Raw genomic sequence first — 25,294 nt, 5'->3', positions numbered from 1 at the left:
AGCATGGGCATGATCGAGCTGTCGATCGAGAACAACGTAGCCGAGGTGGTGCTCAACGCGCCGCAGAAGATGAACGCGCTCAACGAAGACGCCCTGGCCGAGCTGGGGCAGGCGTACGACGAGGCGGCTGCCGCCGCTGCGGAGGGCCGCGTCAGGGCGCTCCTGCTGCGCGGCGAAGGCCGCGGCTTCTGCGCCGGACGCGACATCTCCGCCGTCGTTCCTGAGACGGACGACGCCTACGGGTACCTCGGCGACCTCGTGACGCCACTGCTGAGGAAGATGTCCGCCTTCCCGGCACCGACCTTCGCCGCCGCGCAGGGGGCCTGCCTCGGCGTCGGACTGGGCCTGCTGATTGCCACGGACGTGGTCTACGTGGCGGACAACGCCAAGATCGGCTCGCCGTTCGCCAACCTGGGCGCCACCCTGGACTCGGGCGGCCACTGGCTCTTCACTGAGCGGCTGGGTGCGCACCGCACGCTCGACCTGATCTACACGGCCGAGCTGATGAGCGGTTCGGAAGCGGTGGCCTCGGGCCTGTTTAGCCGGGCCCTCCCGGCCGGAGAGCTGCTCGAGCGCACAAGGGCGACCGTGGTGAAGGTGGCCGAAGGCGCCACCGGCGCGTTCGCCGCCTCGAAGGAACTCGTCGCCGCGATCCGCGACCAGCGCCTGGGGCTGTGGGCTTCGGTGGAAGAGGAGAACGCCGCGCAGGGCCGGCTCTGCAAGAGCGAGGACTACTCCGAAGGGTTCAAGGCCTTCCAGGAGAAGCGCAAGCCGGTCTTCCGCGGGAATTCTGCCGCCTCGCATTGAACGGTTCACTCGGCTATTGACAGCCCGCAGGGTCCGGCGCAGAATCGATTCAACAAATTTGTCGATCCGGTGGACATTCCGGGTCGGGCCGGCCCGCCAATTGAATATCGGTAGTGCACGCAGTACCTGAGGCCTCATGGGGGAAGGCGGAAAGCGCCATGCCGTTCCGCCTCCAGTCAGTGCTGTCGTGGAGGAGCCGAAACTGAAACGCCGCCGGTCCACGCCCGGCGGCGTTTCAGTTTCCCGCCGGTGTCGGCTGCTGCGGTCAGCCTGCGCTCACCTGGTATCGAGGTCCTCGAACACGAGGAAGGTCTGGGTGTCCAGGATGCCGGGCATGGACTGGATCTGGTCGAAGATGACACGGCGAAGGTCGACGTTGTCCACGGCGCGCACCAGCAGGATGACGTCGAAGTTGCCGCCCACCAGGGCTATGTGGTGCACCTCGGGGATGGCCCGCAGTGCCTCCCTCAACTCCCGCCAGGAGTGCTGGCGCAGCTTCAGCGTTACGTAGGCCGACGCCTTCAGGCCGGCCTTGATCGGATCCACCAGTGCGGTGAACTTGGTCAGCACCCCCGCCTCGGTCAGCCGCGCGATACGCGAATAGGCGTGCGCCCGCGAGATATGGACGTTCTCCGCGACCGCCGTGACCGAGAGCCTGCCGTCCCTGGTCAGTTCGGCCAGGATCCGGCGGTCGATGTCATCCAGCTTGGCGCCGGGAGAGGGCTCGGGCATTCGTCTACACCTCGGTAAGTAATCCAGTTCACAATGGCAATCTGTCTTCCAGAGTACGTAGCTGGATCAGTTTCTTCCACTGTTTCCCGGCAAAGTGGATACGAAAAGTCACCGAATCGCATACTGAAGCCACACAGTTTCCACTCCGGAACAGCTCGCAGAGGAGAGGCCCATGACCATTTCAACGGGAAGCCCCTGGTACGGCTCCATGCAGGAACCCTCCGGCCGCACGGACCTCGATGCCCGGCACGCCGTGGAGTCCTACATGCTGCCCTCGGCCGAGCCGGTCCGGCTGGTGGATCCGGAGGGCCGCCACGTCCATAACGACACGTACCCGCTGCCCGACGGCGGCGCCCTCCTGGCGGCCTACCGCGAGCTGGTGATCGGCCGGCGCGTGAACGACCAGGCCAACGCCCTGGTCCGGCAGGGCCGCATGGCCGTGTACCCGTCCTCGCACGGGCAGGAGGCCTGCCAGGTCGCCGCCGCCCTATGCCTCGGGGCCGGCGACTGGCTGTTCCCGACCTACCGGGACACCGTGGCCGTGCTGGCCCGCGGCGTGGATCCGATCCAGGCCCTGACCCTCCTGCGCGGCGACTGGCACAGCGGCTACGACCCCTACGAGCACAACGTTTCCATCCAGGCCACTCCGCTGGCCACCCAGCTGCTGCACGCCGTCGGGGTCGCCCACGCGGCCAAGCTCAAGGGCGAGAACACCGTGGTCCTGGCCATGTGCGGCGACGGGGCCACCAGCGAGGGTGACTTCCACGAGGCGCTGAACTTCGCCGCCGTCTTCCACCTGCCCGTGGTGTTCTTCGTGCAGAACAACCAGTACGCCATCTCGGTGCCGCTGAGCCGGCAGAGCGTCGCGCCGTCGCTGGCCCACAAGGCGATCGGCTACGGGATGCCGGGGGAGCGCGTGGACGGCAACGACCTCGCCGCCCTGCTGGCCGTCCTCGGCAAGGCCGTGGACCGGGCGCGCGACGGCGGCGGCCCGGTCCTGGTGGAGGCCCACACCTACCGGATGCAGTCCCACACCAACGCGGACGATGCGACGCGCTACCGCACCGAAGACGAGGTTGCGCAGTGGGTGCCCAAGGACCCGCTCCCGCGCATGCGGACCTACCTCGCCGAGCTGAACCTGCTGGACGAAACGGCCGAGGAGGACATCGCCGGCGAAGCCGAGCGCGTGGCTGCTGTGCTGCGCGACGGACTGAACGCCGAAACCCAGGTGGACCCCGAGGACCTGTTCCGCCACGTGTTCAGCCAACAGACCAGCCAGCTGCGCGAGCAGGCGGCCAAGCTGCGCGAGGAGCTCTCCCGCGACGAGCCCGCGGCGCCCGGAAGCGGGGCGTAGCCGGATGGGCACGACACTGACGTTTGCCAAGGCGCTGAACACCGCGCTGGCCGACGAAATGGAAGCCGACCCGACCGTCGTCGTCTTCGGCGAAGACGTGGGCGCGCTGGGCGGAGTCTTCCGCATCACCGACGGCCTGACGGCGCGCTTCGGCGAGGAACGCTGTTTCGACACCCCGCTGGCGGAATCCGGCATCATGGGAATGGCCGTCGGTATGGCGATGAACGGACTGCGGCCGGTGGTGGAGATGCAGTTCGACGCGTTCGCCTACCCGGCATTCGAGCAGGTGGTCTCGCACGTGGCCAAGATGCCCAACCGGACCCGCGGCAAGGTCAAGCTGCCCCTCGTCATCCGGATTCCCTATGCCGGCGGGATCGGCGGCGTGGAGCACCACTGCGACTCGTCGGAGTCCTACTACGCCCACACCCCGGGCCTGACTGTGGTGTCGCCGGCGACGGTGCCGGACGCCTACACGATGCTGCGCGAGGCGATCCGCCATCCGGACCCGGTGGTGTTCCTGGAGCCGAAGAAGCTGTACTGGTCCAAGGAGGACCTGGAGCTGGAGGCGCTGCGGGCCTCGGCCGGCTCCTTCGGGCGGGCCGTGGTGGCCCGCGAGGGGACGGACGCAACGCTGATTACCTACGGGCCGTCCGTCTCCACCGCGCTCAACGCGGCGGCAGCCGCGGCCGAGGAGGGCCGCTCGCTCGAGGTGATCGACATACGCTCCATCGTGCCGTTCGACGACGAGACGGTATCCGCCTCCGTGCGGAAGACCGGCCGCGCCGTCGTGATCGCCGAAGCCCCCGGGTTCGCCTCGGTGGCCTCGGAAATCGTCGCGCGCGTGCAGGAACGCTGCTTCCACTCCCTCGCCGCGCCCGTCCTGCGGGTCACCGGCTTCGACATCCCGTACCCGGCGCCGAAGCTGGAGCATTTCTACCTTCCCAGCGTCGATCGCATTCTCGACGCCGTCGATGAGCTCCAGTGGGAGGACGCGTGACCATGGCCCGACAGACATTCATGCTGCCGGATCTCGGCGAGGGCCTGACCGAGGCCGAACTGGTTAACTGGCTGGTCGGCGTCGGCGACGAGATCAGGGTGGACCAGCCGATCGCGGAGGTGGAAACCGCCAAGTCCATGGTGGAGGTGCCGAGCCCGTTCGCCGGGACCGTCGCCGAACTGCACGGGAAGGCCGGGGACACTATCGACGTCGGCAAGCCGCTGATCTCCGTCGAGGCCGGCGAGCGTAGCGCCGCCGGTGAGCACCCCGCGGCCGCGGCGTACCGGCAGGAAGAGCGCGCCGGAGCGGAGCCGGCGGCCGCAGCCGAGCCCGCCCCCGAGGTGGCCGCCGAGAGCGGCTCCGGAAACGTGCTGATCGGCTACGGGACCCGCGGCGGGCACGGCACGGCGAAGCGGACCCGGCGGCCGCGCGCGAGGGCGGCCGGCGCCGCCCGCCGGGAGGCTGCGGGCATGGCGGACGCCGAGCACGGCCGGGCAACCAACGCCGGCGCCGGTGCCCCCGATCCCGGTGCGCGGGCCGAGGTTCCGGCGCCGTTAGGGTTGGCGGAACGGCCGGCGGCCCCGGGGCAGGCCCCGCTGGTGATCTCGCCGCTGGTCCGCAAGCTGGCGCGGGACGCGGGGCTCCGACTGGCCGACATCGACGGTTCCGGGGCGGGCGGGCTGGTGCTGCGCAGGGACGTCGAGGCCGCGCTGGCCGGCGGACTTTCGCGGCCCGGCGCCCGAGCAGCGCCGGAATTCCCTGCGGCCGCGCAGGTCCCCGAGACTGCCGCCGGAGCGCCGGAGCTGGACCCCCGGAGCGGGCTGGCCATCGCCGAGCGCACCCCGATGCGCGGCGTGCGCAAGACCGTAGCGGCGGCCATGGCGCGCAGCCGGCGGGAGATTCCCGAGGCCACCGTGTGGGTGGACGTGGACGCCACCGCGCTGCTCGAGCTGCGCGCGGCTCTGAAGCGGAAGGATCCGGACGGCGCCCCGGGCCTGCTCGCCTTCATCGGCCGCTTCGTCACGGCCGGGCTGCGCAAGTACCCCGAGCTGAATTCACGCGTCGAGGGCGAGGACATCGTGCGGTTCGACGGCGTCAACCTCGGCTTCGCGGCCCAGACCGACCGCGGCCTGATGGTGCCGAGCGTCCGCGACGCCGGAAAGCTCAGCGCCCGCTCACTGGACGCGGAGATCCGCCGGCTGACCGCCGTCGCACGTTCCGGAAAGGCGACGCCGGAGGAGTTGACGCGCGGAACCTTCACGCTGAACAACTACGGCGTGTTCGGGGTGGACGGCAGCGCCGCCATCATCAACTACCCGGAGGTGGCCATCCTGGGCGTGGGCCGGATCATCGAGCGGCCGTGGGTGGTGGATGGCGTCCTCGCCGTCCGCAGCGTCACCGAGCTGACGCTGTCCTTCGACCACCGGGTCTGCGACGGTGCCACCGCCGGCGGCTTCCTGCGGTTCGTGGCGGACGCGATCGAGAACCCCGCGGGCATCCTCGCCGAGCTGTAGGGGGACCTGCGGCTGCGTGCGGCCCATCGGCCCTGTACCGCCCGCAGCCGCAGGTCTACCCTTGTGCCATGAAAGCTCTTCCAGAGGCCTACCAGAGCTACCTGGCCAATTTGAGCCCGGCCGAAGCGGAGGCGCTGCGTCCCGTGTTCATGGAGTCCGCGGCCGAGGGCGACCACGGCGTCCTGATCCGCGGAGCGGGATCGCAGCACGTCCAGGCCGTGGTGGACGAACGCGTACCGTTCGGGCAGATCCACGAAGGCTACATCTGGGACTGATGCGCGGGACGAATGCGCGGCTGGATGACGACTGACTGAGACCGTGACGCTGCCAGCCGCAGCGCAGGGCGGAGCGGTGGCTGCCGCCGTGGCCGGGGTACGGTAAAGGGGGAAGGCCGCGCCGAGGCGGCCTTAGGAATGGCGCCAACGGAGGTACCGCGAAGCATGAGCGAAACCGTGCAGACCAAGGACATGGCAGAGTACGTCCAGGTCGCACCCGGGAACTATGTCATCCGCACCGGGAACTACTCGCTGAACTCAGGCCTGGTGGTGGGTCGGACCAAGGCTATGGTGATTGATACCGGCGCCGGTCCGCGCCAGGCCAGCCTCATCTACCGGACCGTCCGCTCGCTGACCAAGCTGCCGCTGGTCGTGGTCAACACGCACTCGCACTTCGACCACATTTTCGGCAATGCCTACTTTGCGGACAACGGAGTCCACGAGTTCTACGCGCAGCGCAACTGCGCCCACGACATGGCCGAGACGGCGAAGCTACAGCGCGAGCTGGTGGCGGAAACAGAGCCCGAGATGGCGGCCGAGAACGGCCCGCACACCGGGATCAGGGTCCCCACCAAGCCGGTCGACCGGGAACTGATGGTCAACTTGGGGGACATGCCGGTCAAGCTGTTCTACCTGGGCCGCGGCCATACCGACGGCGACCTGCTGGTGGGCACGCCGTCCACCCTGTTCGCGGGCGACCTGGTGGAACAGGGCGCGCCGCCCGCCTTCGAGGATTCCTACCCGCGCGACTGGGTGGAAACCCTGCGGCGGGTGTCCAGCCTGCGCCACGAGTACGACGTGCTGGTGCCGGGGCACGGCCAGACCGTGTCCGACGCCTTCGTGCGCAGCATGTGGGAGACGATGAACCTGGCAGTGCGCCAGGCGGAACAGGCCAGCCGCGAAATGCCGGGGGATTCGACCAAGGCGATCCCGATCCTGCCGTACGGGCCCGTGCAGTCGCGGGCACTGCTGAAGCGGCTGCAGACGCCGCCGCGCTAGGGGCGGGTATCGGCCCCGCCGGGCCCAGGTGCGGGTGTCAGCGCCGCCGGGCCCAGGTGCGGGTGTCAGCGCCGCCGGGTCTGCGAGCTGAACAGCCACGTCAGCAGCGCGCTGAGCAGCATGCCGCAGCCGAGGATCAGCGCCATGCCGGCCCAGAAGAACAACGGCAGCCGGCCCGAACCCGGGACCGGGGCGGCACCCACCTGCAGGACGACCCAGTACAGGCCGGCGGCCAGGACCAGGCCCTGCAGTGCGAGCAGCCAGCATAGCCGCGGCCAGATCGGTGACGAGGACCAATGGCTGCCGTAGCCCCGGAACTCGTTCCATCCATCGCCGGAGCGCAGCACTGCGGGCCCGGCCAGCAGCGTCCAGAATCCGGCGACCAGGAAAGCGGCCACCACATCTGACGGCCGGTGCCAGCCGTTGATCAACGTGGCCGCTCCGGCGAGCACCGCGTACGCGCCGCCGGCGGCCGCCGCGAACGGCCGCCAGCGGGGCGAGACCACGAGGAAGACCGCCAGGGCCGCGGCGGCGGCGATGGTGGTGTGGCCCGACGGCAGCGAGTTGTGCTCCAGCGTGGGCACGCCGCGGTCGGGACGGTCGAGGATGAGGTTCTTGAGGATCCACGTCGTCGCCGCCGATGCGAGCACCACGCCGACCGCGATCCCTGCGGCCCTCCACCGGCGCCTGGCCAACGCGACGACGACCAGCACCACGGCGGCGACGACCGCCGACACATCCGGCAGCAGGTCCAGGAAGTCGAGGAAGACGCCGCGGCCGAAGCTCCAGCCGGCTTCCGCCTCCGCCCAGGCGGACTCGTCCGCGAACTGCCCGGTGGTGGTCCGGACCAGGGCGTAGTAGTTGAAGGCGAAGGCGGCCGCGCAGAGCACCGCGCCGAGCCAGAACAGGTACGGACTGTGCCCCGGACGGCGGCGTGTAGCGGGCCGGGTCTGCTGCTTCTGCCGATTGTTCATCGACTCAAGGTTGCCATACCAAGCTGGGCGGAGGCCGACACCCCCGCAGGGAGCCCGCGGCTGTGCCAGGCACAGAGGGCGTGCGGCGTACAGTGGAGCCGTGACGATGCCCCAGCCCGAGACCGCTTTGCCACTGCCTCCACTCGAGGAGCTCCGGGCGGTGGCGCACGTGGTGTCGCTGCCCATGCGGGTGAAGTTCCGCGGGGTGCTGCACCGCGAACTGATGCTCTTCGAGGGGCCCGCCGGGTGGGCTGAATTCTCGCCGTTCCTGGAGTACGACGACGCCGAATCGGCTTCCTGGCTCCGCGCGGCCATCGAGGCGGGATGGCAGGGGTTCCCCGAGCCGCTGCGCACGACCGTGCCGGTCAATGCCACTGTCCCGGCGGTGGCTCCTGAGGACGTACCGGCGGTGCTGGCCCGCTACGACGGCCCGCGAACCGTCAAGGTCAAGGTCGCGGAGGCCGGCCAGGGCCCGGCGGATGACGTGGCACGGGTGGCGGCCGTCCGCGAGGTACTGCCGGACGCGGCGCTGCGGGTCGATGCCAACGGCGGCTGGGACCCGGACACGGCCGTGGACGTCCTGACCCGGCTGGCGCCGTTCGGGCTGCAGTATGCGGAGCAGCCCGCTCCGGACATCGCCGGACTGCGCCGGGTACGGCAGGAACTGAGGCGCCGCGGGATAGCGGTCCCGGTGGCGGCCGACGAGAGCGTGCGGAAGGAATCCGACCCGCTGCTGGTGGCCCGCGAGGACGCGGCGGACCTCATCGTCGTCAAGGTGCAGCCGCTGGGCGGGGTCCGGAGGGCGCTGAAGATCGTGGCTGACGCCGGCCTGCCCGCGGTTGTGAGCTCCGCGCTGGATTCGTCGGTCGGCATCAGCGCCGGAGTGGCGCTCGCCGCCGCCCTGCCGGACCTGCCCTACGCGTGCGGCCTGGGCACCGTGGCCCTGATGGACGCCGACGTGGTCCGGGACCGGCTGGTGACGGTGGACGGGGCATTGCCTGTACGCGCGGCGGCCGCAGACCAGGAGCTGCTCGGGCGGTACCGGGCGGCGCCGGACCGGGTGGAGTGGTGGACCGACAGGCTTTCGCGTACGTACCGGTGTTTGGCAACCCTGCAGCGATAAGGTTCGCTCCGCCGTCGTTATTTGTTTACGAGGTGTTCACGAGGACTCGGCTTCACGGTCGGATTCGGCTGAAAACTTGGGAGGCGTTGCTTAACCGTTCAAAATTGGAAGGCCTCCTCAAGTGTCTGATCTTAAGAACCGCCTGCTGCCCATGCTGGGGCATGTCTCGGGCAAGCGCAGCGCCGTAACGTGCGCGCTCAAGTGCGGCAATGCCTGTGCGCAGGGTGTCTGCAACACCTCCTCCAACAACTACTTCCGCGACGTCGTGTCCGCCGAGTTCTCGCGCCGCAACATGCTCGGCGTCAGCGGAGCGGGCGTGCTCGCCCTGGTCTTCGGCGGCGGCGCCGCGGCCAACGCAACCTCCGCGACCGGTCTGTCTCCGGCCGCCAAGATGGCCGCCGGCAACGGCAGCAAGCTGAAGTTCACCGGCATCGACGGTGTCGCGAACACCGTTGACAAGGTGACGGTGCCCAAGGGCTACAACTGGAAGCCCGTGATCCGCTGGGGCGACCCGCTGTTCGCCGATTCCGCGGAGTTCGATCCGGAGAACCAGACCCCCGAATCGCAGGCGGGGCAGTTCGGCTACAACAACGATTACCTGGACATCATCGAGGTCCCGGGCAGCAACGGCAAGCGCGCGGTGCTCTTCTCGAACCACGAGTACACCAACGAATCGATCATGTTCCCGCCGACCATGTCGGCCTCCGACGTGCGCCGCACCGCCATGGCCGCCCATGGCCTGAGCGTCGTGGAGCTGCGCCGCAACGGCAAGGGCCAGCCGTGGGAGTACGTCCGCGGGGCCAAGCTGAACCGCCGCTTCCTGATGGACACTGAGTACGAACTGACCGGCCCCGCAGCCGGCTCCAAGCTGCTGCAGACCAAGGCTGATCCAACGGGCCGCAAGGTGCTCGGCACCCAGAACAACTGCGCCGGCGGCACCACCCCGTGGGGCACTATCCTCTCCGGCGAAGAGAACTTTAACCAGTACTTCAAGGTCTCCAACCCGACCGCGGAGCAGAAGCGCTACGGCCTGACCGATCCGAACCCGAGCCGCGGCTGGCACGTGGAGGAGTACCGCCTCGACACGGACCGGGCGGAAGGCAAGAACGAGGACAACCGCTTCGGCTGGATCGTCGAGGTCGATCCTTTCGACCCGACCTCCACGCCGCGCAAGCACACGGCACTCGGCCGCTTCAAGCACGAGGGCGCCAACGTTACCATTGCCAAGTCCGGGCACGTGGTGTCCTACTCCGGCGACGACGAGCGCTTCGACTACCTGTACAAGTTCGTCTCCAAGGGCAAGTACGTCGAGGGCGACAAGAAGCACAACATGACCCTGCTGACCGAGGGCGACCTGTTCGTGGCCAGCTTCACCGGCAGCTCCCCGGCCAACCAGATCGACGGCTCCGGAGTGCTGCCCTCGGACGGCGCCTTCGACGGCGTCGGTCACTGGATCCAGCTGACCAAGGACGGAAAGTCCGTGGTTCCGGGCATGGAGATCGACGAGGTCCTCGTCTACACCCGCCTCGCAGCGGACAAGATGGGCGCCACCAAGATGGACCGACCGGAGGACGTCGAGGTCAACCCGGTGTCGGGCAAGGTCTACGTTGCCTGCACCAACAACACCAAGCGGACCGCCGCCCAGGCCGAGGAGGCCAACCCGCGCGCCAACAACAAGCACGGCCACATCGTCGAGCTGGCAGAAAAGGGCGACCAGGCCTCCACCGAGTTCACCTGGAACCTCCTCCTGGTCGCCGGCGATCCCGCCGTTGACGAGAGCGTCTACTTCGGCGGCTACCCGGCGGACAAGGTGCAGCCGATCTCCTGCCCCGACAACGTCGCGTTCGACTCCGTCGGCAATCTCTGGATTTCCACCGACGGCCAGCCGGGCACCATCCAGCGCAACGACGCCCTGTACCGCGTCACGCTGGAAGGTCCGGAACGCGGCAAAGTCGAGCAGTTCATGGCCGTGCCGATCGACGCCGAAACCTGTGGCCCGGTCATCGACGACCAGGACGGCATGGTCTACGTGGCCGTCCAGCATCCGGGCGAGGACGGCTCCTGGGAGAAGCAGAACTCGCTGTTCCCGGACTACCTGCCGGCCGGCACGCCGTCGGGCAAGGGCGGCCTGCCCCGCCCGTCCGTGATCCAGATGTACAAGGGCAAGACCGGCTTCTAGCCCGTGCCGGCGGCCGGCCCTGTCAGGGGGCTCCGCCCGCCGCCACGTTCCGCCGCGAAGGCCGCGTCCACCGATGGGAGGGCGCGGCCTTCGTGCTTGGTCTTGGGCGGGCCGGTCGGGGCGTCTGCCTAGGATGGAACCGTGACTGCCGCACTCAACGCCATCGATGCCGCCCGTTCCGCCGTCCGCGCCCTGCTCGAGGGCGGGGTGCGGGACGTCGTCGTCGCCCCCGGATCGCGCAGCGCCCCGCTGGCCTACGCACTGGCAGAGGCGGAGGCCCGCGGCGAACTGCGGCTGCACGTGCGCATCGACGAGCGTGCGGCGGGGTTCACCGCGCTGGGGCTCTCGCTCGGCTCGCTGCATCCGGTCCCGGTGGTGACGACGTCGGGCACTGCCGTGGGCGAACTGCTGCCGGCGGTGATGGAGGCCAACCACGCCGGCGTCGAACTCGTGGTGCTCAGCGCGGACCGTCCCGAGGAACTGCGCGGAACCGGCGCAAACCAGACGACCGTGCAGCCCGGGATCTTCGGCGGGCACGTCCGCTACGCCGTCGACGTCCCCGCGGGGGCGGATCCGGCCGAACCGGTGGCCACGGGGCTGCTGGCGGCCAAGGGCATCCCGCTGCCCGCCCCCGGGCGCGGCAACGGCACCTTGGGCCTGGCGGCGACACCCTCCCCGGACGCCGGACAGGCCGCCGGACCGGACCATCACCAGGGAGCGGTGGGGCCGGTGCACATCAACCTGGCCCTGCGGGATCCGCTGGTGCCCTTAATTGACGACGGCGGTGGCCCCGCTGCGGAGCTCGGGGAACCTGTCGCCGTGGGCGGCGGCGGTGTTCCCGTCCATGAGGACTCGGCGGCGCCCGAACCGTTGCCGGAGCCGAAGCGGGCGCCTTTGCCCACGGTGGAAACCGCCGAGGAGCGGCGCACCGTCGTCGTCGCGGGCCACGGGGCCGGCGCCTACGCGGAAGCCTTTGCCCGGGCGCACCGGCTGCCGCTGCTCGCCGAGCCGTCGTCCAACGCCCGCTTCGGGCCCAACGCCGTGGGTGTCTACCGGATGCTGCTGGCCCAGTTGGGTGCCGCGGTGGAGCGCGTGGTGGTCTTCGGGCGGCCGACGCTGTCTCGGCCGGTGGCCGCCCTGCTGGCCCGCGAGGACGTCCAGACCGCGCTCTTTATGCCCGAGCCCGTGGCATGGTTCGACGCGGGGCGCCGGCGGGAGCGGCTCATCGACGAACCCTCCGACCTTTCCCTCTTCTCCGGCCTCGGGCCGGACGGCTGGCTGGAGCGCTGGCAGCAGGCGGGCGACGCGGGAGCCGCGGCCGCGGCCGAGGTGCTGGCCGCCGAGTCCGGGCTGACCGGACTAGGGGTCGGCGCGGCGGTCTGGCGCCACACCGCCGGCAGACTGGTGCTCGGCTCTTCCAATCCCATCCGCGACGTGGATCTTCTCGGTCCGGCCGCCGCGGAACCGGCCGCCTTTGTGCACGCCAACCGCGGGCTCGCCGGGATCGATGGCACGGTCTCCACCGCAGCGGGGGTCGCGCTGGCGGCGCATGAACCCACCCGGGTGCTGCTGGGCGACCTGACCTTCCTGCACGATGTGGGCGGCCTCTTCCTTGGCGCGGGGGAAGCGGAGCCGACCCTGCAGATCGTGGTCCTCAACGATGGCGGGGGCGGGATCTTTACCCTGCTGGAACACGGGAAGGTGGGGCTGGAAGCCAACTACACCGCCGCCGTCGAACGCCTCTTCGGGACGCCGCACCGGGTGGATCCGGCGGCCCTGGCAGCCGCGTACGGCGTGCGGTACCGCCTGGTCGAGGATGAGAGCGGGCTGGATACCGCCCTGCGGGAGCCGATTATCGGGCGCAGCCTGCTGGAAATCCGGACGGACCGCTCCCGGCTCCGGGGCCTGCACGCCCGGATCGCCGCCGCGGTCGAAGAGGCCGTCGCCCCGTTGGCGGCGCAGCAGGCCTGACCGTCCCGGCGGCGGCAACCCGAGGGCGTGGCATCAGGCATGATTCAGGGAAATCCCGGATATTTCCGGGGATGAAGGATAAACCTTTCCTTATGACAAACAGCCAGCCCCATCCCGACCACGACCGCGGCCTCGAATTCGATCTGCTGACACTGGTGAGCCGGCGCCGGACCCTTCAGTTGGTTCTGGGCGTCGGAGCCACCGCAGCCCTAGCCGCCTGCTCGCCCGCCCCTGCGCCGTCCGGCTCTACCGCCTCGGCCACCTCGGCTCCGCCGGCCCCAAACACGGCCGCTGCCTCCGCCCCGGCTGCCACCCCGAGCTCAACGCTGACCAGCGCGCTGGCCGATTGCGGAGTGGAGATGCCGGACGAGACCGCCGGCCCCTACCCGGGCGACGGCAGCAACGGCCCCAATGTCCTCGAATCCTCCGGCGTCGTCCGCAAGGACATCACCGGCAGCTTCGGGACCTCGGACACGGTGGCGGACGGAGTGCCCCTCACGTTCACACTGAACCTGCTGGACAATGCCAACGGTTGCCGGCCTCTCGCCGGCGCCGCCGTTTACGCCTGGCACTGCGACCGCGACGGCCGCTACTCGCTCTACGACTCGGGGCTCGAGAACGAAAACTTCCTGCGCGGTGTCCAGGAGGCCGACGAGAACGGGCAGGTCACCTTCACCTCGATCTTCCCAGGCGCCTACAACGGGCGCTGGCCGCATATCCACTTCGAGATATTCGAATCGCTCTCCAGCACGACGAGTGCCGGACAGGTCCTGAAGGTCTCCCAGGTTGCCATGACGGAGGCCGTCTGCAAGACGGTGTACTCGTCGGCCGGCTACGAAACGAGCCGGCGGAACTTCCCCAACACGACGCTGGCCAGCGACAACGTTTTCGGGGACGACGGCGGCAACTACCAGTTGGCGACGATGTCGGGTTCCGTTGGAAAGGGGTATGCGGCCTCCCTCAACGTGACCATCTGACCAGCCGAGTCGCTGGGACGGTAAGCGCCGAGGCCGCCCTCAAGATGGCCGGCCTCCGCCCCGCCCTCGAGACGGCCGGCCTCGGGCCCGAGGGGGAGCCGGCGGTCCGGAGGGGAGCCGCGGCCTCGGGGGAGGACCCGGGACCTAGAGGACCTTGGAGAGGAAGGCCTGGGTCCGGGCGTGCTGCGGGTTGCCGAGCACGTCCTTGGGGTCGCCCTGTTCCACGACGACGCCGCCGTCCATGAAGACCACGCGGTCGCCGACCTCGCGGGCGAAGCCCATCTCATGGGTGACCACCATCATGGTCATGCCCTCGTCCGCGAGCTGGCGCATCACGCCGAGTACGTCGCCGACCAGCTCGGGGTCCAGGGCGCTGGTCGGCTCGTCGAAGAGCATCATGTCCGGGTTCATGGACAGGGCGCGGGCGATGGCCACCCGCTGCTGCTGGCCGCCGGAGAGCTGGGACGGGTAGGCATCCTCCCGGTTGGCCAGCCCGACCTTCGCCAGGTTCTTCCGTGCGATCTCGACGGCCTCGGCCTTCGGGCGCCGCTTGGCGCGCTGCTGGGCGAGGGTCAGGTTCCGCAGCACGCTCAGGTGCGGGAAGAGGTTGAACTGCTGGAACACCATACCGATCCGGGTACGGATCTTGTCCAGGTCCGTCTCCTGGTCGGTGATGTCGACGCCCTCGACCAGCACGGTGCCGCTGGTGGGCTCCTCCAGCCGGTTGACGCAGCGGAGCAAGGTGGACTTGCCGGAGCCGGAGGGGCCGATCACGCAGACCACCTCGCCCTGGTCGACGTGGAAATCGATGCCCTTGAGCACCTCGTTGTCACCGAAGTTCTTGCAGAGATTCCGGACCTCGATCGCCGGATGGTCCTTCCGCAGCGGACTATTGGTGGCCATCGCTTACCGGCCTCTCTTGTTGTGTCGTTCGAGCTTGGCGACAAGCTGGGTCAGCGGCAGGGTGATGATCAGGTACATCAGCGCCGCGATCACCAGCGGCGTGGCGTTGGCCGACTGGGAGACCGAGTCGCGGGCGAACGTGGTCAACTCCCGCTCGTTCAGTGCCATGCCGGCGATGAACAGCAGCGAAGTGTCCTTGATCAGGATGACCAGTTCGTTGGTCAGCGGCGGGGTCACGATGCGGAAGGCCTGCGGCAGCACAATGGAAACCATGGTCCAGGACGGATTCATGCCCAGCGACCGGGCGGCCTCGCGCTGCCCTGAGGGAACTGCCTCGATGCCGGCACGCAGGGTCTCAGCGATGTACGCGCCGGAAACGATGATCAGGGCGATCAGCCCCGCGCCGGCGCTGCCGCCCGGCGGCCGCCAATCGAAGGCGATCGGCACGGCGAAGGCGAACCCGAAGATGACCAGCAGCGCGGGCAGGCCGCGGAAGATTTCCACGTAGGCCGTGGCTACCCAGCGGTACGGGGCGACCGGGGAGAGTTTCATCAGAGCCAGGATGAGGCCCAGGATCAGGCCGCCGACGAAGGCGATGGCCGTGTAGATGATCGTGTTCTTCGCCGCGATGACGATTACATCGGGGAAGGCTGCGGCCGCGACTTCCGGGTTGAAGAAGTTGGTCTGGATCGCCTCCCAGTCCGCGGCGAAGAGCACGGCGGCGAGGACGATGACGAAGAGGGCGTACAGCACGCCGCGGAAGAGGCGCCGGCGGGCAGATGGTTTCACAAGGTGGCCTTCCGAAGGTCAGGGAACGGGCTCCGCCCCGGACGCGGGAGGTCCGGGGCGGAGCCGAGGCTGCTACTGCTTGAAGTACTTGTCGTAGATTTCCTGGTACTTGCCGCTGTCGCGCAGATCCTTCAGCTGGCCATCGACGGCCTCGAGCAGGGCTTCGGTGCCTTCCTTCTTCATGGCGAAGCCGTACTGTTCGTCGGTCTTGAACTCCTGCACCACTTCGTACTTGCCGTTCTCCAGGTGGCCAAGGTTGACCGGGAGGTCCTGCAGCACGGCGTCGACGCCGCCGGACTGCAGCGCCGGGAAGAGTTCGCCGTCGGACGGGTAGGCGCGGATCTCGGCGTCGGACGGTGCGTTCTCGCGGGTGTACTTCTCGCCGGTGGTGCCCTGCTGGACGCCCACGGACTTGCCTGCGAGGTCCTCGATTTTCTTGATGTCGGATCCTGCCGGCACGAGCAGCGACTGCAGCGAGTCGTAGTAGGGCTCGGTGAAGGCCAGGTTCTGCTTGCGCTCTTCGGTGATCGTGATGGCGCTGGCACCCATGTCGCACTGTCCGGCGTTCAGCACCACGCCGCTCTGGAGGCCGTCGAAGCCGACGTCCTGGACCTTCAGCTCCAGGTCGAGGCCGTTGGCGATTTCACCCACGATGTCCATGTCGAAGCCGGTGTACTTGCCGTCCTCCTCGAATTCGAACGGCGGGTAGGGAATGTCGGAGCAGACCGTCAGGGTTCCGGGAGTCACGAGCCCGAGCTCGTTGTCCGCGGCCGGGCTGCCGCCGTCGGAGGACGAGCCGCTGCCGCAGGCTGTCAGGGCCAGGGCGGAGGCTGCCAACAGGACAGCAACCCGCGATGACTTGGAGATGGTGAGCCGCATGGTGGGCAATCCTTTACTTGAAGCGATCTAGCAGAGCTGGCAAAACAAACGTAATTCTAGCGTCACATTATGACTTGCCCCACAGGCTACAGGTTTTGCCTATGAGTAACCAGCGGTAGGGGCGGGAGGCGGGAGCGGCTCAGCGGCGGAGGCCGAGCGATTCGATCATCGGGCGGAACTTTGCCCACGTCTCGGCCAGCTCCGCCTCGGGTGTCGAGGCTTCCACGATTCCGCAGCCGGCGTAGAGCCGCACGCGCGTCGGCGTCTCGACGACGGCCCCGCGCAGGGCGATGCCCCATTCGCCGTTGCCGGCGCCGTCCGTCCAGCCGACCGGGCCGGCGTAGGGTCCGCGGTCCATCTGTTCGAGTTCACGGATGAGGTCGCCGGCGGCTTCCGTGGGGCTGCCGCATACGGCGGCGGTGGGATGCACGGCCTCGGCCAGTTTCAGGGACGACGGCGTCCTTCCGCCGTCGAGCGCGAGATCGGCCGAGACGTCGGAGGCCAGGTGCCAGACGTTGGGCAGTTCCAGCACGAACGGCTCGCTGTGCGACGTCATCGCGGAGGTATAGGGCTGGAGCTTGCGCGTGAGCGAGTCGATCGCGATCTCGTGTTCGTGCTGCTGCTTCTCCGAGCCGGCCAGCACCCGCTCGGCGTAGGCCGCGTCCGACTCGCCTTCGATCTTGTGCGTGTTGGCCCGGTCCAGCGTCCCCGCCAGCACCCGTGCCCGCGCCACGTTGTCCTCGACCTTGATCAGCATCTCGGGCGTGGAACCGATCATCCCGTCCACGCTGTAGGTCCAGCAGTCGTGGTAGCGTGCGGCCAGCTCGCGGAGCACCTGGGCGGTGGCGATGGGGGAGGACAGGTCGGCCACCAGATCGCGGGCAAGCACCAGTTTGGTCAGGCCGCCGCCGGCAATGCGCTCGACGCCGGCCCTGACCGCAGCCTTGTAGGCATCCTCGGATACCTGGCCGGGATGCAGGGCGTCGGCGCCGTCCGGGCCGTGTTCCGGCGAGACATCCTCCAGCCAGCCGGCCAGCTCCGCCCGGGCGGCGTCGGCCGTCGGCTCGGCCTCGTCGTCGTTAGTAATAAGGGTCAGCCACGAGCCGGACTCATCGGCTCCCACCACGATGCGCGGAACGATCAGGCGGGATGCGTAGGCCGACGTCTTGGAGAAGGCGAACGAGCCGAAGGCCACCAGGCCCGTGCCCGGAGCGCTGAGCGGGTTTTCCACCTCGGCCGCCTGGGCGGTTTCCTGCCACCATTCGGCGGCAGCGCTGAACCGGTCCGGGCCGGAGGACGTGAACCTGGCCGCCTCGCCGAAGGCCACCAGCCCTGCCCCGTGGCGGATCCAGCAGTGCGCGTCATCACGCACCAGGTAATCCAGAATGCCGGTCGAAGAGGAGAGCCCGCCGAGGTCGACGGTGACGGAGCGCAGGGAGGTCATGATGGATCAAGGGTACCCTTCGGCGGAACCCGCAGCGCCACCGGCCTCCCGGCGCCAGGACCACGGGTTCGGCCGCCGGGGCAAACTTTGAGAGAATGGAGCCGTGAACCGAGCATCCCTGGAGAAGCGCCCCGACGAAGTCGCCGCCATGTTCGACGACGTCGCCCCCAAATACGACCTGGTCAACGATGTCCTTTCCATGGGGCAGACCCGCCGCTGGCGCCGCGTGGTGGTCGAGGCCGTGGGTGCCAAGCCGGGCCAGCGGGTCCTGGACCTGGCCGCCGGGACCGGTACCTCCAGCGAGCCGTACGCAGACGCGGGGATTGAGGTCGTCGCCTGCGACTTCTCCCTGGGCATGCTCGAGGTGGGCAAGCGCCGCCGGCCGGACATCGACTTCGTCGCCGGTGATGCCACCAACCTGCCCTTCGCGGACAACTCCTTCGACGCCGTGACGATCTCCTTCGGCCTGCGCAACGTGAATGAGCCGCGCGTGGCCCTGCGGGAGATGCTGCGGGTGGCCAAGCCCGGCGCGCGGCTGGTGATCGCCGAGTTCTCCTCGCCGGCCCTGCCGGTCTGGCGGACCGTGTACACCGAGTACCTGATGCGGGCGCTGCCGGCGATTGCCAGCAAGATTTCCTCCAACCCGGCCTCCTATGTCTATCTGGCCGAATCCATCCGCGCCTGGCCGGACCAGAACGGCCTCGCCGCCTGGATCCGGGATGAGGGCTGGCAGAACGTCGCCTACCGCAATCTCAGCGGCGGTATCGTGGCCGTCCATCGTGCGGAAAAGCCGGGCCGCGCCGACGCGTCCAACGCGGGTTCCCAAACCGCGCTGCGCCGCCGGAGCTCCAGGACCGCCGGCTGACGTGTCCGTACTGATTGTCGGGGCAGGACCTGCCGGCTCGACCGCTGCCTACTATCTGGCCAAGGCCGGCATCGAAGTGACGGTGCTGGAGAAGACGTCCTTCCCGCGCGAGAAGGTCTGCGGCGATGGGCTGACGCCGCGCGCCGTCCGCGAGATCCAGCTGCTGGGCCTGCCGCATGAGGAAACCGCCGGCTGGCGCCGCAACCGCGGGCTGCGCCTGATCGCCGGCGGCCGCCGCCTGGAGTTGCCCTGGCCCGAGCTGTCCGACTTCCCGGACTACGGACTGATCCGCACCCGGCTGGGCTTCGACGAGGAACTGGCCCGGCACGCCGAGGCAGCCGGGGCTCGGGTGCTGGAACGGCACTCCGTGTCCGAGGCGCTCCGTGACGACGCCGGACGCGTCACCGGAGTGCGTGCCAGCGTCCTGGACGATCGCGGCCGGAAGACGGGCGAGACGCGCGACTTTAGCGCCGACGTCGTACTTGCCGCTGACGGCAATTCCGCCCGGACCGCGCTGAGCCTCGGCATCGAAAAGCGGGACGACCGGCCGCTGGGCGTGGCCGTGCGGACGTACTTCACCAGCCAGCGGCACGAGGACGACTGGATGGAGGGCTGGCTGGAGCTGCCCGACGCCCAGGGCAACCCGCTGCCCGGCTACGGCTGGGTCTTCGGCGTCGGTGACGGCACGTCCAACGTGGGCCTCGGCATCCTGAACTCGTCGAAGTCCTTCGGCAAGCTGGACTACCGGCAGGTGCTGCGGGACTGGACCGCTGGGATGCCCGCGGAGTGGGGCTTCACCGAGGAAAACCAGGTAGGGCAGATACGGGGCGCAGCCCTGCCGATGGGCTTCAACCGCACGCCGCACTACTCGCCGGGGCTGCTGCTGCTGGGCGACGCCGGCGGCATGGTCAGCCCGTTTAACGGCGAGGGCATCTCCTACGCGATGGAATCGGCCCGGTACGCGGCGGAGCTCATCATCGATGCACAGTCCGGGGCCGGGACGCTGGACGAGCGGGTCCTAGCCCGCTACCCGGACATCATCCGCGGCCAGTGGGGCAGCCACTTTACGCTCGGGCGGGTCTTTGCCGGCCTGATCGGCCAGCCGGCGATCATGAAGCTGGCGCTGCGCACCGGCATGCCCGTCCCGCCGCTGATGCGCTTCGTGGTGCGCATGCTGGCCAACCTGACGGACGCGAACGGCGCAGGCTTTGAGGATAGAGTTATTCATTTGCTGGAGAAAATTACGCCGCAGGCTTCCAACCAGACCGGCGGCGTAACCGTTGACCGCAGACCAACCGTCCCGACGATTAGTTAGTGTTGAACCGTGACTGACGCAAACCCGAGCTGGACTCCTGCCGGCCACGTTCCGGATTCCCTGGAGCTGGACACGGCTACTGCCGCCATCGCCTCAAGCCTGAACCTCCCGGCCGGCTTCGGCCTGGTGGCCCAGGATCCTGACCTCGGACCGGCCGTTTCCACCGCCCTGGCGCGCGTGGAGAAGCAGCTGCGGGTGGCCATAGCGCATTCGGACCCGCTCGCCGACGCGACCAGCCGGCACCTGGTGGAGGCCGGCGGCAAGCGCGTTCGGCCGTTGCTGACCATTCTGGCGTCCCAGCTGGGCAAGGGGCCGGTGGCCGAAGTGCTGCAGGCCGCGGTGGTCGTCGAGCTGACGCATCTGGCCACGCTCTACCACGACGATGTGATGGACTCGGCGCCTTACCGCCGCGGCGCTCCCACGGCCCACGAGGTCTGGGGCAACCAGGTGGCCATCCTCGCCGGCGACCTGATCTTCGCCCGGGCATCCATCCTGGTGTCGGAACTGGGGCCGGAAGCCGTGCTGATCCAGGCCCGCACCTTTGAACGCCTGGTGCTGGGGCAGCTGCAGGAGACCGTGGGCCCGCGCGATGGCGAGGACCCGGTGGAGCACTACCTGTCCGTCATCGGGGGGAAGACCGGTTCCCTGATCGCCACCGCCGGCCAGCTCGGGGCCATGTTCGCCGGTGCCGGCCAGGACGTGGTCGATGTGATGGTCGAGTACGGGGAACGCGTTGGGGTGGCCTTCCAATTAGCCGACGACGTCATCGACGTGACCGGCCTCAAGGCCAAGTCCGGCAAGGCCCCGGGCACCGACCTGCGCGAGGGCGTACCCACCCTGCCTGTGCTGCTGCTCCGCAAAGCCGCAGCCGCCGGCGATGCTTCCGCCGCAGCCGTCCTGGAACTGGTGGACGCCGACCTAACCTCGGACGAGGCCCTGGCCAAGGCCGTCGAGGCCCTGCGCGAGCACCCCGTCACCCAGCAGTCCTGGAACACGGCCCGCGAATGGGCCGACGCCGCCAAGGCCGCCCTGGACCCGCTGCCGGAGAGCACCATCAAGTTCGCGCTGGCCGCATTTGCCGAAGCCGTCGTCGACCGCGACGTCTAGCCGCCCAGGCATCCCGCCGGCCCAGGCAGCGGCGCGGCCCTAGCCTCGGTATGCCCGCCTGCGCTCCGTTCCGGCCTGCGCTCCGTTCCCGCCTGAACCCGCGTAGGAGATCGTGCAGTTATGGCGGGAACGGTGCAGTTATTGAGCGTCTGCAAAGCCCTGACCTGCGGTTATGCCCGAGCCTCCGCCAAGAGGTGCACCGTTTCCGACACGACCGGGACTGAAGCGGCCGGCGGGGCTTGGGGTGGAGAGTCCCGCGGGCGGTGTTGTCCACCGGCCGGCGGCGCCTAGGGCGGAGAGCTGCGGGCGGTGTTATCCACAAACCGGCAATGCCGGCCGTCCGCCAGGCCGAATTCAGTACAGAGTTGTTCCATGGACCTGGCTCCGCTGCTCCGCGCCTACGGTGATTCTGCAAGGGTGGGGGATCTGCTCGCGGCGGGTGTGACCGAGCGGCAACTGCGGACCGCTGTTGAGGAGCGCGTCCTGCTGCGCCCGCGCGGAGGAATTGTCGCGCTGCCCGATGCCCGGGAGGACGTGCTGGCGGCCCGGATCGCGGGAGGACGGCTCACCTGCGTCTCCGCCGCGGTCCACCACGGCCTGTGGCTGCTGCGCCCGGAACCTCGGCTGCACCTGGCGTCGGCCAAGGGCATCGGCGGAGCGGTTGTGGATCACCGGCTCCTGACGGTCCCGCCGCTCCGGCGGCTTCCCGTGGCTGGCTTGGCCGATGTCGTGCTGCACGCGCTGCGCTGCCTCCCGGAGGATGACGCGCTGGTTATCACCGAGGCGGCATTGAAATCCGGTCGGGTGGAGAAGGAGTTCCTGGCGCTGCACCTCGAAGGACGGCGGAACGGTAACGCTCGCCGCAGGCTTGAGCGAACAGACGGGAGGCCGGACTCGGCTCAGGAAGTTGTTGTCCGAGAGATGCTCCCGCACGCGGGGCTGGACTTCGCCCACAGGGTGCGGATAGCAGGGATCGGAGAAGTCGATTTCCTCATTGACGCCTGGCTGATCCTGGAGTTCGACGGCGCGGCCTTCCATATGGACCGCAAATCGTTCCGCCGGGACCTGCGCCGCAACAACGCCGGCGTCGTGCGTAGTTACGCGACGCTGCGCTTCACCTATGAGGACGTCTTTGGCAATCCGACCGGGATGATGCGGGACATTCGCGAGGCCTTGCACCGTCGGCCGAGGGGGATACCTGGCACCGCTGCCGGGACGGGCCACCAGCCGCGCAGCCCATTCCAGCCGCGCTGCCTATCCTAGGACTCTGCTAGTCGTCGTCTTCTTCGTCGCTGAAGACCCAGTCGAACATGTCGAAGACGAACTCGCTGAAGGTGGCGTCTTCGCTCTGCCAGCCCTGATTGCCAGTGTTGGTCCGGATCCAGACGATGGGGTCCGGCACCGCCAGGTGCTCCTCGCGGAAGCCCCAGTTGGCTTCTTCGTCCATCTCGTCGAGGAATAACAGGTAGCCGTCCTCGATTTCCAGCTCGTCCGGGTCCCAGAAGAAGTCGTGGGCTTCCATGAGGTCCTCGCAGCCGCCGAGTGCGTGGTAGAACTCGACCAGGGCCTGCGGGACCTGGAACTTGTGCTCGCCGAGCAGCCCCTCGAGGTCGTCGTAGGAGATGCCGTCCTCTTCGGACCATTTCCGGCCGAGGTACTTCGGCACGAGGGAACGGAACTTGTCAACGAACATTTCAGGCATGCTGCTGCTTCCTTGGCTGGCGGGTGAAGGGGCGGGTCAAAGGCGCGGGCTGGAGGTCCGAGACCATCCTACGCGGCGGCGCGCACGTGGCCCGCCGCGGACGGGATGCGCCCGCGGCGTCTTGCTTTCCTAGCGCCCGAACGCGGCTCCCTGTGCACGCACAGTCCGGCGAGGGGCGGGAGATGCCAGCCCCGGGCCGCCGCACCCCGTCCAGCACCGGCGCCGAGGCGGACCGTGAAGGCTCAGCTGCGGCGGCGTTTCGCCAGGCCGGGGTAGTCGATCACGATGCCATCGGCGTCCACCACCAGGTCCGCGCTGAACCCGTTGGAGGAATAGTTGACGACGGCGGTGCGGGAGTCGTCGTCGTACGTGCGGACGCTGCTGTAGTTCTGTTCCGAGGCGGTCACCTGCAGGCTGGGCAGGTGGACCATGGCCATGGTGAACGTGCGCTGGGCGTCCGGGGTGTGCACGGCGCCCAGCCGCAGGATCGGCATGGTGTTGGTCGCGGGGCAGGCCTCAAGGTCGCAGTCGAGGGCGAGGTCGAGGACGTGCGGGTCCGCCAGGCCGGGCTCGGGCAGGTCGGCGGTGCCGGATTGCCGTGCCTGCACGTTCCAGGTTCCGTTGGGGGCGCGGTCCAGCCACAGGTGCCGGCTGAAGCCTTGGCCGTGGACGGAAATCTCGAAATGCTCGGTGATCCAGTTCTCGCCGCAGCGCAGGGCCCAGCTGGCGGCGTAGCCGGCCGTGCGGGTTGCGCCGTGCGCGGTGAGGCGCTCGGGTTCGAGGTTGATGGTGGCGGTGTCGGCCCGCTTCGGGTCGTCCTCGCCGAGCCAGGCGTGCGTCCGGGATTCGTGGGTTTCGTGCATGGTCACAGCCTTGTGCCTCGGCGCCCGCATGGCAAGGGTCAGCCGGCCTCGGACTCCAGCCGCCGCACGGTCAGCGCAAGCCAGAGGTGCACGCGGTCCGCGGTGATGGCGGGGTCGTAGCCGGTCAGGTCGACGATCTGGCCCAGCCGGTAGCGTACGGAGTTGCGGTGCAGCCCGAGGGAATCGGCGACGGCGGCGACGGAGCCGTTGAGGTCGAGGTAGGTCTCCAGCGTGGACATCAGCTGGCCGGCGTGCGCGGCGTCGAAGGCGACCAAGGGGTCCAGGGCCTCGGAGGCCAGGTCGGCCAGCGGGACGTCCTCGGAGGCCAGCAGCAGCGAGGTCAGCGAGAGCCTCTGCGGCACGTTGAGCGGCCGACCGTGGCTGAGCGCTTCCTTGGCCTCGAAGTAGCTCCAGCGCAGGCCGTTCGCCTGGGCGTAGCCGCCGCCGACGCCCACGGTAGCGGTCAGGCCTGCCTCGCGGAAGTAGTCGCTGAGCCGGCGGCCGGGTTCCTCGGCGGACTCGGCGTCCTGCAGGATGAGGACCAGCCGGTCGTCGAGCAGTCCGGTGATCGTGCCCTCCATGCCGGCCGGAAGCGGCAGCGTACGCAGCGCGCGCCGGTGGGTCGCGGAGGCCTGCACCACGATGAGCTGCTGGCGCAGCGAGGTGTCGACGCCGATGTTGTCCAACCGCACCGCGGCGTCCTGGCCCTGCAGGGTTCCGCGCACCACGTCCTGCAGGATCTGTCCGGTGGCCCGGCGTTCGCGTTCGCGGTGCTTGGCCTGGTTGTTCAGTTCCAGGCTGATCAGGCTCTGCGCGTAGTCCACGATCGCGTTGCGCTCGAACGGCTCGGCGAGGGCCATCGTGCAGCGGTCCTTCATCCCCGTGGAGATGGGCACCGTGTGCCAGCTTGCGTGCTGCTTGTTGGAGGAGGCAAAGACCCGGGTGCCGTATTGGGAAAGCACGACGTCGGTGCGCAGCGTCGTCGCGAGCGTGCGCAGCAGGGCGGGAAGTCCGCCGCCCCCGAGCAGCGCGGAGGCCAAGGCTTGGTGGTCCTTCAGCAGTTGCTCGAGCTTGCCGTAGTGGTCCGCCGAAATCGCGTCCGCCACCATCCGGCTGATCGCGACGAAGGGTGTCTCGTAGGGGACCTCGAAGACGGGCAGGTCGAGCCGGTCGGCTTCGGCGAGCACCGCCGGCGGGATCTTGCTGTGGCTCAGGCCAAGGGCGAAGCCGACGGCTACCACACCGGCCTCGTGCACACGTGTGATGAAGCGGCGCTGCGCCGCGGCGGATTTCTGCCGCAGGCCGGTGGTCAGGACGACTTCGCCCCCGCTGAGGAACGGCAGCGGGTCCTCGAGTTCCGTGGTGGCCACCCAGGTCACGACGGCGTCCGGGTTGCCGGAGGCGTGGCCGGCCACCCGGAGGTGGAGCGACCTGCTGGCCAGGAGATTGGCGAGAGTGACAGCCATGAGGCCACTATACGGGCAGGCTTTGTGCATCCGCACCATGCGTCCGCCACGCGGGTGGC

At 69.2% G+C, this 25,294-nt stretch carries 23 protein-coding genes; 14 read left to right on the top strand and 9 right to left on the bottom strand.

The window, feature by feature from the left end; all coding sequences use genetic code 11:
• The first annotated feature begins 9 nt into the window (after positions 1-9).
• Positions 10-807 carry an enoyl-CoA hydratase/isomerase family protein gene (locus OC550_RS11590; protein ID WP_262106330.1) on the top strand — a complete coding sequence of 266 codons (798 nt, stop codon included), beginning with the start codon at positions 10-12 and terminating at the stop codon, positions 805-807.
• A 276-nt stretch (positions 808-1,083) separates the two neighbouring features.
• Here OC550_RS11590 and OC550_RS11585 read toward each other — a convergent pair whose 3' ends face one another.
• A complete protein-coding gene (locus OC550_RS11585) occupies positions 1,084-1,539 on the bottom strand; it encodes an Lrp/AsnC family transcriptional regulator (RefSeq protein WP_262105921.1) in 456 nt (151 codons plus the stop codon).
• A 208-nt stretch (positions 1,540-1,747) separates the two neighbouring features.
• Between OC550_RS11585 and pdhA the strand changes: the two genes are divergently transcribed.
• The 5 genes from pdhA to OC550_RS11560 all read left to right on the top strand — a co-directional run bounded on the left by pdhA (position 1,748) and on the right by OC550_RS11560 (position 6,678).
• The gene (gene pdhA, locus OC550_RS11580) at positions 1,748-2,893 is read left to right on the top strand and encodes a pyruvate dehydrogenase (acetyl-transferring) E1 component subunit alpha (RefSeq protein ID WP_262106329.1); all 1,146 of its coding nucleotides are present in this window, start codon (positions 1,748-1,750) and stop codon (positions 2,891-2,893) included.
• A 4-nt stretch (positions 2,894-2,897) separates the two neighbouring features.
• A complete protein-coding gene (locus tag OC550_RS11575) occupies positions 2,898-3,890 on the top strand; it encodes an alpha-ketoacid dehydrogenase subunit beta (protein ID WP_262105920.1) in 993 nt (330 codons plus the stop codon).
• Between the two features lie 2 nt (positions 3,891-3,892).
• On the top strand, positions 3,893-5,404 hold the full coding sequence (locus OC550_RS11570; RefSeq protein WP_262105919.1) for a dihydrolipoamide acetyltransferase family protein: 1,512 nt from the start codon (positions 3,893-3,895) through the stop codon (positions 5,402-5,404).
• Between the two features lie 68 nt (positions 5,405-5,472).
• Positions 5,473-5,679: a hypothetical protein gene (locus OC550_RS11565; RefSeq protein ID WP_262105918.1), complete on the top strand. Its 207-nt coding sequence runs from the start codon at positions 5,473-5,475 to the stop codon at positions 5,677-5,679.
• A gap of 165 nt (positions 5,680-5,844) precedes the next feature.
• A complete protein-coding gene (locus OC550_RS11560; RefSeq protein WP_262105917.1) occupies positions 5,845-6,678 on the top strand; it encodes an MBL fold metallo-hydrolase in 834 nt (277 codons plus the stop codon).
• A gap of 65 nt (positions 6,679-6,743) precedes the next feature.
• Here the strand turns inward: OC550_RS11560 and OC550_RS11555 are convergent, their stop codons facing one another.
• Positions 6,744-7,652 carry a phosphatase PAP2 family protein gene (locus OC550_RS11555; protein ID WP_262105916.1) on the bottom strand — a complete coding sequence of 303 codons (909 nt, stop codon included), beginning with the start codon at positions 7,650-7,652 and terminating at the stop codon, positions 6,744-6,746.
• A gap of 106 nt (positions 7,653-7,758) precedes the next feature.
• Here OC550_RS11555 and OC550_RS11550 point away from each other — a divergent pair, with 106 nt between their 5' ends.
• The 4 genes from OC550_RS11550 (at position 7,759) to OC550_RS11535 (ending at position 13,902) form a co-directional block, all read left to right on the top strand.
• Positions 7,759-8,775: an o-succinylbenzoate synthase gene (locus OC550_RS11550; RefSeq protein ID WP_262106328.1), complete on the top strand. Its 1,017-nt coding sequence runs from the start codon at positions 7,759-7,761 to the stop codon at positions 8,773-8,775.
• Between the two features lie 151 nt (positions 8,776-8,926).
• Positions 8,927-10,954 (top strand): PhoX family phosphatase, encoded by a 2,028-nt coding sequence (locus OC550_RS11545; protein ID WP_262106327.1) that lies wholly within the window; start codon positions 8,927-8,929, stop codon positions 10,952-10,954.
• Between the two features lie 141 nt (positions 10,955-11,095).
• Entirely contained in the window at positions 11,096-12,925 is a 1,830-nt protein-coding gene (gene menD / locus OC550_RS11540) for a 2-succinyl-5-enolpyruvyl-6-hydroxy-3-cyclohexene-1-carboxylate synthase (protein ID WP_262105915.1), read from the top strand.
• A gap of 92 nt (positions 12,926-13,017) precedes the next feature.
• Positions 13,018-13,902 carry an intradiol ring-cleavage dioxygenase gene (locus tag OC550_RS11535; RefSeq protein ID WP_262105914.1) on the top strand — a complete coding sequence of 295 codons (885 nt, stop codon included), beginning with the start codon at positions 13,018-13,020 and terminating at the stop codon, positions 13,900-13,902.
• A gap of 144 nt (positions 13,903-14,046) precedes the next feature.
• Here OC550_RS11535 and OC550_RS11530 read toward each other — a convergent pair whose 3' ends face one another.
• The 4 genes from OC550_RS11530 to OC550_RS11515 form a co-directional block, all read right to left on the bottom strand.
• Entirely contained in the window at positions 14,047-14,805 is a 759-nt protein-coding gene (locus OC550_RS11530; RefSeq protein WP_262105913.1) for an amino acid ABC transporter ATP-binding protein, read from the bottom strand.
• A gap of 3 nt (positions 14,806-14,808) precedes the next feature.
• A complete protein-coding gene (locus tag OC550_RS11525; protein ID WP_262105912.1) occupies positions 14,809-15,594 on the bottom strand; it encodes an amino acid ABC transporter permease in 786 nt (261 codons plus the stop codon).
• A gap of 72 nt (positions 15,595-15,666) precedes the next feature.
• A complete protein-coding gene (locus tag OC550_RS11520) occupies positions 15,667-16,473 on the bottom strand; it encodes a basic amino acid ABC transporter substrate-binding protein (RefSeq protein ID WP_262105911.1) in 807 nt (268 codons plus the stop codon).
• A 139-nt stretch (positions 16,474-16,612) separates the two neighbouring features.
• The gene (locus OC550_RS11515) at positions 16,613-17,917 is read right to left on the bottom strand and encodes an isochorismate synthase MenF (protein ID WP_262105910.1); all 1,305 of its coding nucleotides are present in this window, start codon (positions 17,915-17,917) and stop codon (positions 16,613-16,615) included.
• Positions 17,918-18,020: 103 nt separating this feature from the next.
• Here OC550_RS11515 and OC550_RS11510 point away from each other — a divergent pair, with 103 nt between their 5' ends.
• The 4 genes from OC550_RS11510 (at position 18,021) to OC550_RS11495 (ending at position 22,467) form a co-directional block, all read left to right on the top strand.
• Positions 18,021-18,782 (top strand): demethylmenaquinone methyltransferase, encoded by a 762-nt coding sequence (locus OC550_RS11510; RefSeq protein ID WP_262105909.1) that lies wholly within the window; start codon positions 18,021-18,023, stop codon positions 18,780-18,782.
• A 1-nt stretch (position 18,783) separates the two neighbouring features.
• Complete coding sequence (locus OC550_RS11505; protein WP_262105908.1) at positions 18,784-20,097, top strand: geranylgeranyl reductase family protein; 1,314 nt, start codon at positions 18,784-18,786, stop codon at positions 20,095-20,097.
• Positions 20,098-20,106: 9 nt separating this feature from the next.
• Positions 20,107-21,204 carry a polyprenyl synthetase family protein gene (locus OC550_RS11500; RefSeq protein WP_262105907.1) on the top strand — a complete coding sequence of 366 codons (1,098 nt, stop codon included), beginning with the start codon at positions 20,107-20,109 and terminating at the stop codon, positions 21,202-21,204.
• Between the two features lie 372 nt (positions 21,205-21,576).
• Positions 21,577-22,467 (top strand): endonuclease domain-containing protein, encoded by an 891-nt coding sequence (locus OC550_RS11495; protein WP_262105906.1) that lies wholly within the window; start codon positions 21,577-21,579, stop codon positions 22,465-22,467.
• 7 nt (positions 22,468-22,474) lie between these two features.
• Here the strand turns inward: OC550_RS11495 and OC550_RS11490 are convergent, their stop codons facing one another.
• The 3 genes from OC550_RS11490 to OC550_RS11480 form a co-directional block, all read right to left on the bottom strand.
• The gene (locus tag OC550_RS11490; protein WP_262105905.1) at positions 22,475-22,906 is read right to left on the bottom strand and encodes a hypothetical protein; all 432 of its coding nucleotides are present in this window, start codon (positions 22,904-22,906) and stop codon (positions 22,475-22,477) included.
• 242 nt (positions 22,907-23,148) lie between these two features.
• Positions 23,149-23,769, bottom strand: a complete 621-nt coding sequence (locus OC550_RS11485) for a putative glycolipid-binding domain-containing protein (protein WP_262105904.1) — start codon at positions 23,767-23,769, stop codon at positions 23,149-23,151.
• A 38-nt stretch (positions 23,770-23,807) separates the two neighbouring features.
• Positions 23,808-25,235, bottom strand: a complete 1,428-nt coding sequence (locus OC550_RS11480; RefSeq protein ID WP_262105903.1) for a PucR family transcriptional regulator — start codon at positions 25,233-25,235, stop codon at positions 23,808-23,810.
• Between the last annotated feature and the right edge of the window lie 59 nt (positions 25,236-25,294).

Origin of the sequence: Arthrobacter sp. Marseille-P9274 (assembly GCF_946892675.1) — a bacterium.
In the GTDB taxonomy this organism is placed as follows: domain Bacteria; phylum Actinomycetota; class Actinomycetes; order Actinomycetales; family Micrococcaceae; genus Crystallibacter.
This window is presented reverse-complemented; position numbering and strand designations above follow the sequence as displayed.